Origin of the sequence: Bacteroides luti, assembly GCF_900128905.1 — a bacterium.
GTDB lineage: Bacteria > Bacteroidota > Bacteroidia > Bacteroidales > Bacteroidaceae > Bacteroides > Bacteroides luti.
Genome location: NZ_FQTV01000018.1, coordinates 70,216 through 86,104 on the forward strand (window position 1 = coordinate 70,216; position 15,889 = coordinate 86,104).

General features: G+C 37.7%; 10 protein-coding genes and 1 tRNA gene. 4 read left to right on the top strand and 7 right to left on the bottom strand.

Translation table 11 applies throughout. The annotated features are described in order from the left end of the window. Positions 1-73 precede the first annotated feature (73 nt). Complete coding sequence (epsC, locus tag BUC21_RS14260) at positions 74-889, bottom strand: serine O-acetyltransferase EpsC (RefSeq protein ID WP_073403616.1); 816 nt, start codon at positions 887-889, stop codon at positions 74-76. A 146-nt stretch (positions 890-1,035) separates the two neighbouring features. On the opposite strand from epsC, the gene BUC21_RS14265 reads away from it, so the two are divergent. Beyond that, positions 1,036-2,400: an MATE family efflux transporter gene (locus tag BUC21_RS14265; RefSeq protein WP_175550529.1), complete on the top strand. Its 1,365-nt coding sequence runs from the start codon at positions 1,036-1,038 to the stop codon at positions 2,398-2,400. Between the two features lie 3 nt (positions 2,401-2,403). Further along, on the top strand, positions 2,404-4,710 hold the full coding sequence (gene gshAB, locus BUC21_RS14270) for a bifunctional glutamate--cysteine ligase GshA/glutathione synthetase GshB (protein ID WP_073403617.1): 2,307 nt from the start codon (positions 2,404-2,406) through the stop codon (positions 4,708-4,710). A gap of 129 nt (positions 4,711-4,839) precedes the next feature. Here gshAB and BUC21_RS14275 read toward each other — a convergent pair whose 3' ends face one another. Then, on the bottom strand, positions 4,840-5,907 hold the full coding sequence (locus tag BUC21_RS14275) for an SGNH/GDSL hydrolase family protein (protein ID WP_073403618.1): 1,068 nt from the start codon (positions 5,905-5,907) through the stop codon (positions 4,840-4,842). Positions 5,908-6,059: 152 nt separating this feature from the next. Here BUC21_RS14275 and BUC21_RS14280 point away from each other — a divergent pair, with 152 nt between their 5' ends. Together BUC21_RS14280 and xyl3A are read left to right on the top strand one after the other, a co-directional pair. Next, a complete protein-coding gene (locus BUC21_RS14280) occupies positions 6,060-7,445 on the top strand; it encodes an MGH1-like glycoside hydrolase domain-containing protein (protein WP_073403620.1) in 1,386 nt (461 codons plus the stop codon). A 16-nt stretch (positions 7,446-7,461) separates the two neighbouring features. Beyond that, positions 7,462-10,065, top strand: a complete 2,604-nt coding sequence (gene xyl3A, locus BUC21_RS14285; protein ID WP_175550530.1) for a xylan 1,4-beta-xylosidase — start codon at positions 7,462-7,464, stop codon at positions 10,063-10,065. A 127-nt stretch (positions 10,066-10,192) separates the two neighbouring features. Here xyl3A and BUC21_RS14290 read toward each other — a convergent pair. The 5 genes from BUC21_RS14290 to sppA all read right to left on the bottom strand — a co-directional run bounded on the left by BUC21_RS14290 (position 10,193) and on the right by sppA (position 15,093). Continuing rightward, positions 10,193-10,265: transfer RNA gene (locus BUC21_RS14290), tRNA-Phe, on the bottom strand. Between the two features lie 132 nt (positions 10,266-10,397). Beyond that, positions 10,398-11,444, bottom strand: a complete 1,047-nt coding sequence (gene thiL / locus BUC21_RS14295; protein ID WP_073403622.1) for a thiamine-phosphate kinase — start codon at positions 11,442-11,444, stop codon at positions 10,398-10,400. 15 nt (positions 11,445-11,459) lie between these two features. Then, a complete protein-coding gene (locus tag BUC21_RS14300; RefSeq protein WP_073403624.1) occupies positions 11,460-12,266 on the bottom strand; it encodes a purine-nucleoside phosphorylase in 807 nt (268 codons plus the stop codon). Continuing rightward, on the bottom strand, positions 12,211-13,332 hold the full coding sequence (gene lpxK, locus BUC21_RS14305; RefSeq protein WP_073403626.1) for a tetraacyldisaccharide 4'-kinase: 1,122 nt from the start codon (positions 13,330-13,332) through the stop codon (positions 12,211-12,213). Before lpxK ends, BUC21_RS14300 begins: the two co-directional genes overlap by 56 nt. 6 nt (positions 13,333-13,338) lie before the next feature. Then, positions 13,339-15,093: a signal peptide peptidase SppA gene (gene sppA, locus BUC21_RS14310; protein WP_073403628.1), complete on the bottom strand. Its 1,755-nt coding sequence runs from the start codon at positions 15,091-15,093 to the stop codon at positions 13,339-13,341. Positions 15,094-15,889: the final 796 nt, after the last annotated feature.

Genomic DNA, 15,889 nt, shown 5'->3' on the forward strand with positions numbered 1-15,889 from the left:
TTACTTAAATACCCAATAACAAAAATAGAATAAAGAATGCCTTATCAACAACATTCTCTTGATTTTATTTTTATTACACAGGTCTGATTGATAGTTCATTGTTATAATACACCATAGATTTTGCAGGAATGCTATGTGTAATAAAAACATTTCCTCCTACTATACTGTCTTTGCCAATAACGGTATCGCCACCTAAGATTGTTGCTCCGGCATAAATAGTCACATTATTTTCAATGGTGGGATGACGCTTGGTTTGAGCCAGACTTTTCTCTACACTTTTTGCTCCCAGAGTTACTCCCTGGTATATTTTTACGTTATCTCCGATAATAGTTGTTTCTCCTATCACAATTCCAGTTCCGTGATCTATTCCAAATGATCGGCCTATTGTTGCTCCGGGGTGAATATCAATACCTGTGATACTGTGTGAGTATTCAGAAAACATTCTAGCCAGCAGAGCCATATTTAATTGATATAGGGCATGTGCTACCCTGTGAATAAATATAGCGTAAAATCCAGGATAGATATGAATCACTTCTTCTATATTCCTGGCTGCTGGATCTCCTTTAAAAATAGCTTCGGCATCCTCAATTAGTAAATCATAAATTTGAGGAAGGCTATAAAAGAAACGGCTCTCAGTTTCCAGTTCTTTTACTGAATCCATCTCTTGTATTGGTAAACAGAGTTCCCTAAACAATTTATATACTGTTAAATGACCTTGCTCTAATTGCATTTTATCTGGCATGCATAAGCATTGAACAGGGAATAGATATTTGAATAGCTCTCTGATAAACTGCGATACTTTTTCTTTGCGCTCAGGAATGTCTTCCCAAAATCCTCTGCTCATGATTTTATTGAAAAGTTCTTCTTTTCTGTAATTACTTGCTTTCATCTTTACTCTTTTTTATGGTGGTTCAACAATAAAGACGCAATGTTTTTATGAAAGACGCAAAAACAACATCCTTTTTTGGAATAAAAATTCTGCGTCCTTTTAAATAGTTCTGCGTCTTTATAATAAAAATGAAATTGCTAACAGACATGGCATTATTAAAAAAAGAAGTATCGGAGATTTTAAGCAAGGTTCAACCTGATTCTATTATGAATCAGTTAGTACGGTTGGCGTTGCCGGTTATTGCGTCTTCGTTTATGTCAATGGCTTATAATTTTATCAATATGTTTTTTGTTGGAAAGTTTGGTAGTGAGGCTGTAGCTGCTGTTGGTTCTGCGGGATTTTATATGAATTTAAGTTGGGCCATATCTTCATTATTAACAGTTGGGGTGGGAATAAAAGTGTCTCATGCTATTGGGGAAAGTAATTTATTTATTGCAAGAAGCTATGTGAAGAATGGCTTACGGGCTGTAATAATGTTAGCACTGGCTTGTTTCGCTTTGCTGGCAATGACCCGGCAATTCTTGATAGGGCTCATTCAATTGAATAATCCTGTAATTGAAAAGGCTGCAACAGATTATTTACTCTTGGTAGGAATGAGTATCCCGTTTTTATTTCAGAACTTATTTTTTACGAGTGTATTTATTGGTTATGGAGATAGTCGGTCGCCCTTTCGCATTAATGTAGCTGCATTAATAATCAATATTCTGTTAGATTTTATTTTAATATTTCCTGTAGGACTGGGAATTAAGGGCGCAGCAATTGCTACCATCATATCACAGGCTATAGCTACAATATTGTTCTATAGGAAATTGAATAAGACTGAAGAACTGAAACCTGTTGAAACTGTTTATCAATATAGTTTTTTGAAAGATATTATAAAGCTAGGAATAAGTCCGGCTATTCAGCGGATATCTTTTACTGCAGTAGCCATTGTAATGGCCCGTATTATAAGTGACTGGGGAGCCACCGCCATTGCTGTTCAAAAGGTGGGAGTGCAGATTGAAGCAATCTCTTACATGACGGCAGGTGGTTTTGTCTCGGCTTTATCCACTATATCCGGAAAGGCTTACGGAGCAAGGGATTATCAGACACAATGGGCTGCTTTTCGTTCGGGAATGTTGCTTGCTTTTCTAATTGGAACTGCAACCTCTGTCTTGTTGATTGCTTTTCCCGGCTTTTTATTCTCAATCTTTTTAAGTGATGCCGATAGTATAGCTATGGGGAGGGAGTATTTAATTATTCTGGGCTTTTCTCAACTTTTTATGTGCATGGAGTTAATGGCTACAGGAGCTTTCTTTGGCTGGGGACGAACTAATATACCGGCAATTTCCGGGATTATATTCACAGTAATCAGAATACCGACGGCTATTTCTTTTATTAATTTCTGGAAACATGCACTTTCATCTGTTTGGTGGAGCATTAGCATAAGCAGCATTGCAAAAGGAATATTACTTGTAACACTATATATTATTCTGTTTAAACTATTTATTAAAAAACATAATTCAATTTAAGTTATGGGAAGTGATATCTTTAAATCGGCAAACTATTTATTAAAAGGTAATGTGTGGTTGGATGCACTGTTTGGCCTTGAAAAGGAGAGTATCCGTGTGGATAAAAATGGTAAGTTAGCTCAAACGCCACATCCAAAAGTTTTTGGGAATAAGCTGAAACATCCTTATATCACAACTGATTTTTCAGAAAGTCAGGTAGAAATGATTACTCCTCCGCTGCCTGATATAAATCAGACAATTGGTTTTGTGGAGACTATACATGATATTGTAAGTCTGGAATTAACTGATGAGTACTTATGGCCTCAAAGTCTCCCTCCAATTTTACCGGACGATAAACAGATACCTATAGCGAAATATGATAAAGATGGAAAAGAGGCGGAGCATTACAGAGAATTTCTTGCTCAGAAGTATGGTTCTAAAAATCAATTGATTTCGGGCATACATTTTAATTTTTCCTATAGTGAAAAGTTACTGGAGATACTATATAGAAAAATAAATCCGTCATTATCATACGAAGAATTCAAGGATGAGGCTTATCTGAAAACTATCCGGCAGATGCTTAGGATGCGTTGGCTGTATATACTGCTCTATGGAAGTAGTCCGGTGGTAGATTCTTCATTGGAACTTAAATGTAAATTGGCGCCGTACTCAATTGATAAAGATGTGGTGGCTCTCTCCATCCGAAATAGCTGTTATGGCTATAGAAATATCGGGGATTTGTATCCCGACTATAGTTCGGTAATAAATTTTAGAAGCAGCATAAACCAGATGATTGAAGAAAAAAAAATTGCTTCTTCTAAGGAATTGTATTCTCCGGTGCGGCTTAAGTTTATAAAAAGTCCTGAACATATTACTTATATTGAGCTTCGCTTCATTGATATCGATCCTTTAACTAAGGCTGGAGTTACTAAAGATGAGCTATCTTTTTTGCATGCACTTGCTCTGTATGGACTATTGAGTAAAGAGGATGATGATTTTGATGTGGCAGCACAGGCTAAGGCAAATAAATATCATGGATGTGTTGCTCTGTATGGATTGGATGAAATACCATGCATGTTTGAAGATAATGGAGAGCAAATAAACATCTGGAATGAAGCTGAGAAACTGATTCGGGGAATAATGAATTTATTCGAAGAACTGGGAATTGATAAAAGTGAATACCGGGATTCATTATTGCATGCAATGGAATTGATTGAAGATCCCGGAAAGCGTAGAGTTTACAACGTACTGAATGGTATTCAGAAGATGGGCTATATTCCTTATCATTTGGCAATAGCTGGAAATAACCTTCTTAAAAGCAGACAAAAGGACTATAATTTTATTGGATTGGAAGATATGGAACTCTCCACACAGTTGTTATTGCGTGAAGCGATAAAGAGGGGTGTCTCTTTTGAAATTATGGATAGAAAAGAAAATTTTATCAGACTGGAAAAGAATGGGAATGTACAATATGTGAAGCAGGCAACTAAGACTTCATTGGATAATTATGCCAGCGTACTGACTATGGAAAATAAACTGGTTACTAAAAGGATATTGGAAGAACATGGCATTCGGGTTCCGAAAGGAGAGGATTATACTAATGCTGAAACGGCGAAATCTGATTATGTACGATTCCGGGGTATGCCTGTGGTAATAAAGCCGAATCAGACTAATTTTGGTACCGGGATAACTATTTTAAAAGAGAATATGGATGAGTTGACTTTTCAACATGCTGTTGATATAGCATTTGAATATGATTCTACCTTCCTGATAGAGGAATTTATTACAGGAAAAGAGTATCGTTTCTTTGTAATACGAGATGAGGTAGCAAGCATTTTGCATCGCGTTCCTGCGAATGTAACCGGTGATGGAATTAAGTCAATCCGGGAATTAGTGCGTACTAAAAATGAAGATCCATTGCGAGGTAAAGGTTATCATACGCCATTGGAAAAAATTCAATTGGGTGAAGCTGAGGCTATGTTTTTACAAGCACAGTTCAAAGACTTTGATTATATACCTGCATATGGAGAAACTGTATATTTACGTGAGAACTCAAATATAAGTACCGGGGGGGACAGCATTGATTTTACAGATGACATTCCGGATTCTTATAAACAGATTGCCATAAAAGCTGCTCAAGCCTTAAATGTGACTATTACCGGTCTAGATATGATTATTCCAAACCTCACAAAGGATGCTTCGGATGATAATTATGCTATTATAGAGTTGAATTTTAATCCGGCTATTCACATTCATTGTCACCCGTTTAAAGGTAAAAACCGAAAATTGAATGAAAAAATAATAGATGCACTGGGATATAAGATTGGATAGCAGTTGTTTAGATTCTATTTTAAGCTGAATTCTAATATGTATGCTTAAATAAAATCACATTTTATGTGTAGAAAATGTGTATAGAATCACATAATCTACACTTAAAATGTGAAATAATGACTTTCATCATTACTTCATATATTTCTTTATAACAGGATAAAGCAATTCTGAATAACGCATAAAGCCAAGATCGGTAAAATGAATGCCGTCTACCATTGCTTCACCATCATGGCCAACCATGTTTTTGGAGGAAAGGAAATAAATGTTCTTCTCTCCACGTTTTTTTAAAGTCTGAAAGAATGCATTGATAGTTTCATTTTTGTCTTTCACTTCCTTAGCCATTCTTTGATCGAAGCGACTGTGGGTAAATATAGGATCTTCCACGAAAAGTATCGGAGTATCCGGATGGCGGCTTCTGATAATAGTATAGAACTTGTCTGCCCGTTCTTTCATTTGTTCTACAGTAGCGTTTGGCACAAAATCGAGAATGTACATTGATGCATCTACATTAGCAATTACATCTGCAATTTCCAGATCTAATTGTCCGTTGCCGCTAAATCCCAGATTAATTGCTTCACGATTTAGCCAGCGCGACAATATGTTTGTATGTGCCATACCCGGACGGGAAGCGCAACCTCCTTGAAGAATACTCGTGCCATAGAATACAAGCGGTTTCTGGCGAATAGGCCAGTCAATAGATGGTTGAGAGATTTCTGATAAAGAATCTACACCTATCGATAAGGAGGTAACTCCATCATAAAGCGGGAGGTACAACATATATTCCCGTTTCTCTGGTTTCATATCTTTTATAATTGTGGCAGTATTTACTTTTCCCGACGGACGTCCGCTGTTGACAAATACCCATTTGCCGTCTTGCAGACAATAGAGATCGAGCCCTTTTACGCCTGTATCGGTCATGTGATTCATGCTTCTATTTAAGAGTACTTCCCATTTTGCTGCAATAGTTGTGGAATTGGAGCTGAAACGAATTGCAAGTCCGGCACTATTTTGTCCCAGCTCCCATAAAGGTTTGCGGGATATATTTCTCAAAGAATCCGGTAAACGCTCATAACGTGTAGCTGTACTTTGTGTAGCTTTGCCTAATAAAGGAAAGGCTGAAGCGTCGTGGTATACGAGCTGTCCTTTTACTGTTAATGTAAATAACAGCATAACAATAACTATAATGTGTGTTTTCATATAGAGTATAAAAAATTAAATAAGAAAGAATTTCTTGTCAAAGTTAGCACAAATTTATAATGTAATCATATATATTTTTCTTATTTCTTTTATCGTAATATGTGCCTTAAACTATATCTTTGTAAGCGTTAAACTTGTTTTGAAAGAATACTATGAAAAAAATCTGCACTTTGTCTCTGATTGCTACAATACTATATGCAGCTTCTGCCTTTGCACAACTTCCTGAAAGAACTCCCGGGAATGTAGAGAAATATAAAAAAATATGCCGTGAACATATCTATAAAGATATGAAAGGAATGTATCGCAATGCTGGCGGTGCTCTGAAATATCCGTTTCTGGCTCCAGGAAGCAGTCAGTATCTGGATATGTTGTGGGATTGGGATTCCTGGCTGAGTGATGTGGCACTGAGGCAGATTCTTTTGGAAAAAGGTACTAAAGCGGATAGAGAAGAAGCGTTGAAATATGAACAGGGATGTGTGCTCAATTCTTTGAGCTACGGTGGCATGGATGGCTGGATTCCTATCTGGATAGAACGCGATGCACCATCCCGAAAGGATATGCTTTCCAAACGTAATCCATGGAAGAGCAATATGCACAAACCTTGTCTGGCACAACATGCAGCGTTTATTGTGAAGAATATGAATGGTGATGCTGAGTGGTTGAGGGATAACTTTTACACATTGCAGGCTTTTGTTGATAAATACTGGAACTATCATCGTGATAAAATTACCGGATTGCTATATTGGGAAACAGATGAGGCCATTGGGGTAGATAATGATCCCAGCACTTTTTTTCGTCCGCAAGAAAGCTCAGGTTCTATCTTTCTTAATTGCATGATGTATCGCGAACTTTTGGCTATGGAATATCTGGCGAAGAGCTTAAATATGAATGAAATAGGGCAAAGGTATAAGCAAGAGGCTGATTTATTGTGTAGTTCAATCCGTGAACATTGTTGGGATAAACGGGATAAGTTTTATTATAGCGTAGATTTTAATCTGCTCCCTGTGCAGAAGCCGCAGGTAGAAACGCTTCAGAAAGGTGACTTCTTTCTGCATACAGGTCATCCACGTACGTATGATTGCTTGATTCAGCGTTTTAGTGTATGGAGCGGTTTTCTATCAATGTGGGCAGGAATAGCTACTCCCGAACAGGCTAAGCAGATGGTTGAGAAACAATACCGTGATACAACCTCGTTTAATGCACCTTGTGGAGTAAGAACCTTGTCTCCTTTGGAAAAAATGTATGATCTCAGAGCTAGCGGAAATCCTTCTTCCTGGTTGGGCCCTATTTGGATTAATGCCAATTACATGGTTTTCAGAGGGCTTGTTAATTACGGCTTTAAAGATGATGCACACGAACTGGCTGAAAAAACGATTCTTTTGTTGGGACGCAATTACGAACGTTTCGGGGCTTTACATGAATACTACTTACCTGAGAATGGTGAACCGGTTCTCAATAAAGGCTTTCAGAACTGGAATCTGCTTGTGTTGAATATGGCAGCCTGGCTAGATGGTAAGGAGATGGTAACTGAATTTTAATTTTTAATAAGATACGATGAAATTTACACATTTAATTAAACGGAATCTGGGCATAGTCTGCCTTTGTTCTCTGTCAATAGGTATTTCTGCCCAGGAGGCGTATAAAAATCCGAAGTTAACTCCTACGGAAAGGGCTAAAGATTTGCTCAAAAGACTAACATTAGAAGAAAAGGTTGCTCTCATGCAAAACTCCTCGAAACCTATACCACGATTGGGTATCAAGGCATACGACTGGTGGAGCGAAGCTCTTCATGGTATTGCGCGTGCCGGTAATGCAACTGTTTTTCCGCAAACAATAGGTATGGCTGCTTCTTTTGATGATGCACTTCTTTATAAGGTGTTCGATGCGGTGAGTGATGAGGCTCGGGTAAAATACCGCCAGTTTAGTAGTTCCGGTCAGTTTGGACGATATCAGGGACTTACCGTGTGGACTCCCAATATCAATATTTTCCGTGATCCACGCTGGGGAAGGGGACAGGAAACTTATGGTGAAGATCCGTACCTGACTAGTCGCATGGGACAGGCTGTGGTTCATGGACTTCAGGGAACTCCGAAAGCGGGTTACGATAAACTTCATGCTTGTGCCAAACACTTTGCCGTGCACAGCGGACCGGAGTGGAACAGGCATACTTATAATGCTGAGAATATCTCACCGCGCGATTTATGGGAAACCTATCTGCCTGCTTTCAAAGATCTCGTGCAAAAGGCGGATGTAAAAGAGGTGATGTGTGCTTATAACAGTTTTGAAGGATCACCCTGCTGTGGATCCAACCGTTTGCTTATGCAGATATTACGTGATGAATGGGAATATAAACATTTGGTTGTTAGCGATTGCTGGGCAATAAATGATATCTATATGCCTGTACCAAAAGGACACGGTGCAGAACCCGATCCTGCTCATGCAGCATCAAGAGCTGTAGCAACTGGTACGGATGTGGAATGTGGTTCTGTTTACGGAAACCTTCCGGCTGCCGTGAAACAAGGACTTATCAACGAAGACAAGATTAATCAGTCTGTTGTCCGCTTGCTAAAAGCTCGTTTTGAGCTCGGCGAAATGGATGATCCTTCTTTAGTTCCATGGATGCAGTTGAAAGATGAAGTTGTTAATAGTCCGGAGCATCAGCAATTGGCTCTTAAAATGGCTCAGGAAAGTATGACTTTGTTGCAGAACAGAGATAACTTGCTACCATTAGCTAAGAATCTGAAAGTTGCGGTGATGGGACCTAATGCAACAGACTCTGTTACTATGTGGGCCAATTACAACGGACTTCCATATCACACTACAACGATTATTGAAGGCATAAAAAATAAGATAGGAGCAGATAAGGTTACTTATGTTCAGGGTTGTGGTTATACTCAGAATGTTGCACTGAACAGCTTTTTCGATCAGTGTGCAATAAATGGTAAACCTGGTTTCGAAGCTATATATTGGAATAATACAGATTTTAGTGGAGATGCTATTGCCAACGACTGGCTTACCACTCCGTTAAACTTTTCCGCTGCCGGTGGAACAGTCTTTTCACGCGGAGTGCCACTGTCAAATTTCTCTGCCCGCTATCATTCAGTCTTTACCCCTAAAGAGTCCGGTGATGTTTCTTTTTATATGAATTTAACCGGATCATATACACTTTATATTGATGGTGTTCAGCAAGGCAAAGGTAGAAGTATTGGTTTACCTACCAATATTCTTACTTTAAAAGCAGAGGCCGGAAAATCGTATGATATTCGATTGGACTATAGTGTACGCTATGACGGTACTCTTAACTTCGATTTTGGTAAAGAGGTGAATCTCGATTTTACCAAAACAATTGCCAGTGTCAAAGATGCAGATGTGGTTGTTTTTGTAGGAGGTATTTCTCCTAAACTGGAAGGAGAGGAGATGGCTGTTAAAGCTGATGGATTCAAAGGTGGCGACCGTACAAATATTGAGTTGCCTGCTGTTCAGCGTGAGTTGCTTCAGCAATTGTATAATGCCGGTAAAAAAGTGGTGTTTGTAAATTGCTCGGGTTCTGCTCTGGGCTTGGTGCCTGAGACTAAGAGTTGTGAAGCTATTCTGCAAGCATGGTATCCCGGTCAGGCAGCTGGTACTGCTGTAGCCGATGTGTTGTTTGGCGATTACAATCCTGCCGGACGTTTGCCGGTTACCTTCTATAAAAATGTAGAGCAACTGCCCGACTTTGAAAACTATAATATGAAAGGTCGTACTTATCGTTACTTTAAGGGTGAGGCTCTCTTCCCATTTGGTTATGGGTTAAGTTATACAACTTTTGCTTATGGAAAAGCCAAATTAGCTAAATCCATTGTAAAGGCAGGTGGTTTGGTAGAGCTCACTATTCCTGTTAGCAACACAGGTAAACGAGATGGAGAAGAAGTGATACAAGTATATCTTAGCCGTCCGGCTGATGTAGATGGTCCAACCAAAACACTTCGGGCATTTCGTCGTGTATCTTTAAAAGCCGGCGAAAATAAGCAAGTCACTATCAAACTGACTGCAGACGATTTGCAGTGGTTTGATACAAAATCAAATACCATGAGATGTGTGCCGGGAGAATACAAACTACTCTATGGCGGAAGCTCTGCTGATAAGGATTTGAAAGTATTGCGGTTTAAAATGAATTAGTCTATACATGTAAAATGGAGTTCCTCTTCTTCGAGAAACTCCATTTTACATTATATTGTATAGCTATCTAAATAGTACAAAAAAAGACTCCTGATTTTCATCGAAAATCAGGAGTCTTTTTTAAAGGTGGTGCCACCAGGAATCGAACCGGGGACACAAGGATTTTCAGTCCTTTGCTCTACCAACTGAGCTATGGCACCTCTTTGTGATTGCGGTTGCAAAGGTAGCTAAAGTTTTTGAATATGCAAACATTCAAGTATAAAAAATGCCGGTAAATAGTGCTATTCTATTTGCCGGCATTATCTTGTATTCTTTAATGTGCACAGAATGAATTAGTTATTCTTTTCGGATAAAGCATTCCATCCTTGAGCTTTTAATTCAAATTCTTGTCCGTCTCTGGTAATTAATGCACATCCTAAGTCTTGCTTGGTGATGTGACCAATCATTTTTACACCTTCCATCTCTGCAATTTTTTCATGCTCTGAAATTGGTACGGTGAAAAGTAGTTCATAATCTTCTCCACCATTAAGTGCACAAGTTGTAAGATTCATGTTGAACTCTTCTGCCATAACAGCTGTTTGGTAATCAATTGGAATATGTTCCTCGTAAACACGACAACCAACCTTGCTTTGAGTACAAATGTGCATCAGCTCTGAAGAAAGACCATCCGAAATATCCATCATTGAAGTAGGTAGAATATTCATCTGCGCTAATTTTTCAATAATATCTTTTCGTGCTTCAGGTTTCAACTGACGTTCCAACAGGTATTCTTTTCCGGAGAAGTCGGGTTGCACCTCTTTTTCTCCTCTGAGAACAGCTTTTTCTCTTTCTAAAAGCTGAAGTCCCATATAGGCTGCTCCTAAATCTCCACTAACACAAATTAAGTCGGTTTCTTTAGCTCCATTGCGATAAACAACTTTGTCTTTGTCCGCTTCGCCAATGCAGGTAATGCTTATGGCAAGACCGGTCAGAGAAGAAGATGTGTCTCCGCCTACAATATCAACATTGTGCTCTTCGCATGCAATTTGTATTCCGGCATAAAGCTCTTCCATATCTTCTATGCAGAATTTCTTGGAAACAGCAACTGAAATGATCATTTGTTTGGGACTGCCGTTCATTGCGTAAATATCCGAGATATTAACGATGGCAGCTTTATATCCCAAATGTTTCAATGGAACATAAGTCAGATCAAAATGAACACCTTCCATTAATAAATCTGTTGTAACCAGAACTTGTTTGTCCGGATAGGAGAGTACTGCTGCATCATCGCCCACACCATATTTGCTGGATTCGTTTTTTAATTCAATCCCTTCTGTAAGGTGTTTGATGAGGCCAAATTCTCCTAATGTTGCAATCTCTGTTCTTTTTCTTTCTTGCATATCTATTATTTAAAATTATGCGCGATTAATTAATTCACGCATGATAGTTGTCATTTTTGGTTGCGCAGCATCGGCTGCTTTCTGTACTTCTTCGTGAGATACTTCTACGATTTTACCTTCAACACCTAGATCGGTTATGATTGAGATACCAAAGCATTTAATTCCTGCATGGTTGGCTACAATAACTTCCGGTACTGTAGACATTCCTACTGCATCTGCTCCCAGAATATGAAACATCTTATATTCTGAAGGAGTTTCGAATGTAGGACCTTGTGTTCCTAAATATACTCCTTGCTGAACTTTGATTCCTTTTTCTTTGGCAATATCCAATGCTTTTTTTATTAAGTCTTTGGAATAAGCTTCACTCATATCAGGGAAACGGTCTCCATATAAATTCTTTCCACGAAGCGGATGTTCCGGGAAAAAATTAATATGATCTCTGATAATCATCAAGTCTCCAATTTCAAAAGCATCATTCATTCCACCGCTGGCATTAGAAACAAATAATGTTTTGATGCCGAGCTCTTTCATAACCCGTACAGGGAACGTTACTTCTTTCATTGAGTAACCTTCATAGTAGTGGAAGCGGCCTTGCATAGCCATAATATCTTTATTACCTAACTTCCCGAAAATAAGCTTTCCGCTATGTCCTTCTACTGTGGAAACAGGAAAGTTAGGGATATCCTGATATTTTATCTCGTATTTTTCTGTAATTTCATTAGCCAGATTTCCTAATCCTGTTCCTAAAATGATAGCTGTTTCTGGACTAGTATGCATCCTCTCTTTCAGGAAGGCTGCTGTCTCTTTTATTTTTTCTAACATATTCAATAATGTTTTGGTTAAATGCCTCTTCCTGATTCTGCAGAAATCTTACTTCTATAGGAAGAGTATAGATGTTTTTTTGTATTTTTTCGTCTAAATTACTAAACTGAGTAAGACGCGCTGCATCTTTTTCTGTTGTTATAATTATTTTCTTTTCTCCGGGTAGATTCTCAAAAGTTTCCTTTAATGTTACCATGTCATTTTCTGTAAAATCATGGTGATCTGCAAACGTTAAGGGAGTAATATTGGATGAATATCTCTCTATATCCTGCAGTAACTGTTGAGGAGATGCAATCCCGGTAAGCAACAGTACTTTTTCATCTTTCTCAATCTGCCCCAATGTTCTTTTTCTATTGTTAACTGCTGGGAAAATTGGTGTTAGGCTGCTGTATCTATACGATGTAAAATAGAGCTGCTGATATGGATATAAATCTAACCGTTTTGTGATAATCCGGAAATCCATTGGTTTCATTACTCTTGGACACTTTGTTACTATAACCATGGTTGCCCGGTTTTTTCCACGTGCTGGTTCTCGCAAACGTCCGGCTGGAAGAAGTGTATCGTCACAGATAAGTCTGTTGAAATCTACCAATAATATATTTATGCCGGGAGTTACGTATCGATGTTGATAAGCATCATCCAAAAGAATAACTTCTAATTCTGAAGCCTTTTCTTGTTGTAATGTCTCTATTCCGTGGCAACGATCTTTATCTACAGATACTATTACTTCCGGAAATTTCTGCTTAATCTGGAAAGGTTCATCTCCAATCTCTTTAGCAGTGCTGCTCTCATTTGCCAAAATAAAGCCTTTAGATTTTCGCTTATATCCCCGGCTTAGAACTGCTACTTTATATTCCTTCTTTAATAGTTTTATTAAATATTCTGTATGTGGAGTTTTTCCTGTACCACCAACAGTAATATTGCCAACACTGATAACCGGAATATTGTAACTCTTAGAGTGTAAAATATTCCAGTCGAACATTTTGTTGCGCAAGCTTACCCCCAATCCATAAAGAAAAGAGAGTGGATAAAGACTCTTGTGTATCTTAATGAAGTTTTCTTCCATTTCATCTTATTTGATATTTATATCAAAAGGTACTCTGGCTTGTACGTAATCTAATTTCTGAACATCCTTAATCATGCTGAATCCTTTGTAGAACTCACCAAAATTACTTTCTATCAATCTAGATTCTATATAATGAGTTGGTTTTTCTTTGAAAAGAGACTCAAAGAATTCTTCTTTTTCAGGATATGAAAGAACGGTATAGTCTTTTATTTTTGCTTTCTTAGCTGCAATTTCTATAGCTTTGTCTATACCACCCAATTCGTCTACCAGCCCTATTTTTTTAGCTTTTTCTCCTGTCCATACTCGTCCTTCTGCAATTTTACCGATAGCTTGCTTGCTCATTTTTCTACCGTCAGAACATCTGGTTAGAAAGGTATCGTATCCCTCGTTAATCATCATTTGAATCAATGATTTTTCGTCGCTGTTTAATCCACGGCCAAGTGCGCCCAAGTCAGAGAATTTATTGGTTTTAACTACATCAAATTTAAGCCCAACTTTATCAGTAAGTCCTTTTACATTAGGAATCATTCCAAAGATTCCGATTGAACCAGTGAGTGTTGTTGGTTCGGCAACAATACAATCTGCGGCACAAGAAATGTAGTAACCGCCGGATGCTGCATAGTCTCCCATCGAAACTACTACTGTTTTTTCTTTCTTTAGAGCTTTTACTTCATTCCATATTTGTTCAGAACCAAAGGCGCTTCCTCCAGGAGAGTTTACTCTAAGTACAACTGCTTTTATTTCTTTGTTTTCACGTAGTTCACGCAAATCTTTAATCACTTTCTCAGAAATAATACCTTCATCGGTTGCCTCATCAATGCCTCCGAATGCGTAATATACTGCAATCGCATTGCCACTCTTATCTTTTGGAACGTTACGTTTAACATTGATCATATCATCCAGGCTTAGTACTGAAAGATCTTCATCTTTGTCTATTTTTACCAATGTCTTCAGATAATCTCTAACATCGCTTTTATAGATTAGTTTATCTGCCAGGCCACATTTCACAGATTGCTCAGATGGATAGAACATCAGCATACGATCAGCACAAGCATTAAGAGAATCTTTAGAAATTTTTCGAGATACAGAAACATCTGTTAATACCTGGTTCCAGATAGAACCTATGTACTCTGTAACTTGTTCACGATTGGCCGGACTCATCTCGGTTGCAATAAAAGGTTCTACAGCCGATTTGTATGTACCAACTCTGAATATCTGCATTTCTACTCCTACTTTTTCTAGCAAATCTTTATAAAACATTGGTTCTGCAGCAATACCTTTCCATTCAATTACTCCTTTAGGATTAAGTAGAACTTTATCTGCTACACTAGAAAGGTAGTATAGTTTCTGAGTATAATTATCACTGTAGGCCACAATGAATTTTCCACTCTTTTTAAAATCAACCAGTGCATTTCTTATTTCTTGTAAAGAAGCATAAGAAGCTCCTAACATTTTTGCCTGTATATAGATTCCCTTAATATCATCGTTTTCCTTTGCCTTTTTTATGGAAGAGAGAATATCATCCAATCCATAAGTAGATAATTCTTCTCCAAAGAATTGTTTTAATGGATTGTCTTTAGTTCGTTCCTCTAATGTTCCATTAAGATCTAGAAACATGATAGAGTTTGGTTTCACTTTCACTTCTGTATCAGCCGAAGCCACAACTCCAAATAAGATTATGGCACCAATAAAAAATATAACAATGCTTGACAGGATGATTCCCACTACGGTTGCAAGCGTAAATTTGAGAAAGTCTTTCATGAGAGTGTATATTTAATTTTTTTCTATTATTAAAAGCAATTAGATAGCAAAGATAAATTATAGAATTGACAAGTCCAAAGATTGAGTGAATTTTGTTTACTCACTTAAAACGGTTGGTTTTATTTGGCTAACTTATCATAATAACCCGATTAATTTTAAGTTTCTATGCTTCTTAATATGTCGTTGATTCTTTCTTAACATCACATTTTTACTATTATTTTTTGAAACAAACAATTTAAGTCTGATCTATCTTTGTTCACTTTATTTTGATTAAATGTTTCATTATAACTTTCCTTCTCACTTCTTTTGTTGAACATATTAAAGTGTATTCTACTAATGCAATCGCGATTACTCTTCGCTTTTTTCAAAAATAAAAAACTTCATCATCATCTGCCACCTGCTACCAAATGGAGCTCATGGCGCTGATTCTCAATTGTATATCCTGGTGGAAGATAAAAATGTGATACATTTCATCTCCCACTAAATGCATTTATCTACCACCAAACGATTAATCTCATTATATTATAAGTGCAATAGAATTGCTGAATAGATATTCTTAGTTTTTTAACTAGAGGGAAGTTTACGTAAAAAGCAGCCGCACGGTCTATTCACTTGTATATCGCTGCGCTTATTTATTCCTGCTTCTCATTGTATTATCTTCCATTTTCAGTAATGCCTGTTTCAAAATAACAATAATATAATAATCCAATCTTATTAATAACGGTAAAATCAGCAAGCTGATTCCAGAAAAAGTCGCCACCGGTTTAATATCTTCCCAACCTGCCTGGCCTTTCTG

Excerpts from the sequence above, each read along its gene's own strand:
- BUC21_RS14300 (WP_073403624.1), bottom strand. The coding sequence starts at position 12,266 with ATGTTAGAAAAAATAAAAGAGACAGCAGCCTTCCTGAAAGAGAGGATG.
- epsC (WP_073403616.1), bottom strand. The coding sequence starts at position 889 with ATGAAAGCAAGTAATTACAGAAAAGAAGAACTTTTCAATAAAATCATG.
- gshAB (WP_073403617.1), top strand. The coding sequence starts at position 2,404 with ATGGGAAGTGATATCTTTAAATCGGCAAACTATTTATTAAAAGGTAAT.
- thiL (WP_073403622.1), bottom strand. The coding sequence starts at position 11,444 with ATGCAAGAAAGAAAAAGAACAGAGATTGCAACATTAGGAGAATTTGGC.
- BUC21_RS14265 (WP_175550529.1), top strand. The coding sequence starts at position 1,036 with ATGGCATTATTAAAAAAAGAAGTATCGGAGATTTTAAGCAAGGTTCAA.
- BUC21_RS14280 (WP_073403620.1), top strand. The coding sequence starts at position 6,060 with ATGAAAAAAATCTGCACTTTGTCTCTGATTGCTACAATACTATATGCA.
- BUC21_RS14275 (WP_073403618.1), bottom strand. The coding sequence starts at position 5,907 with ATGAAAACACACATTATAGTTATTGTTATGCTGTTATTTACATTAACA.
- lpxK (WP_073403626.1), bottom strand. The coding sequence starts at position 13,332 with ATGGAAGAAAACTTCATTAAGATACACAAGAGTCTTTATCCACTCTCT.
- xyl3A (WP_175550530.1), top strand. The coding sequence starts at position 7,462 with ATGAAATTTACACATTTAATTAAACGGAATCTGGGCATAGTCTGCCTT.
- sppA (WP_073403628.1), bottom strand. The coding sequence starts at position 15,093 with ATGAAAGACTTTCTCAAATTTACGCTTGCAACCGTAGTGGGAATCATC.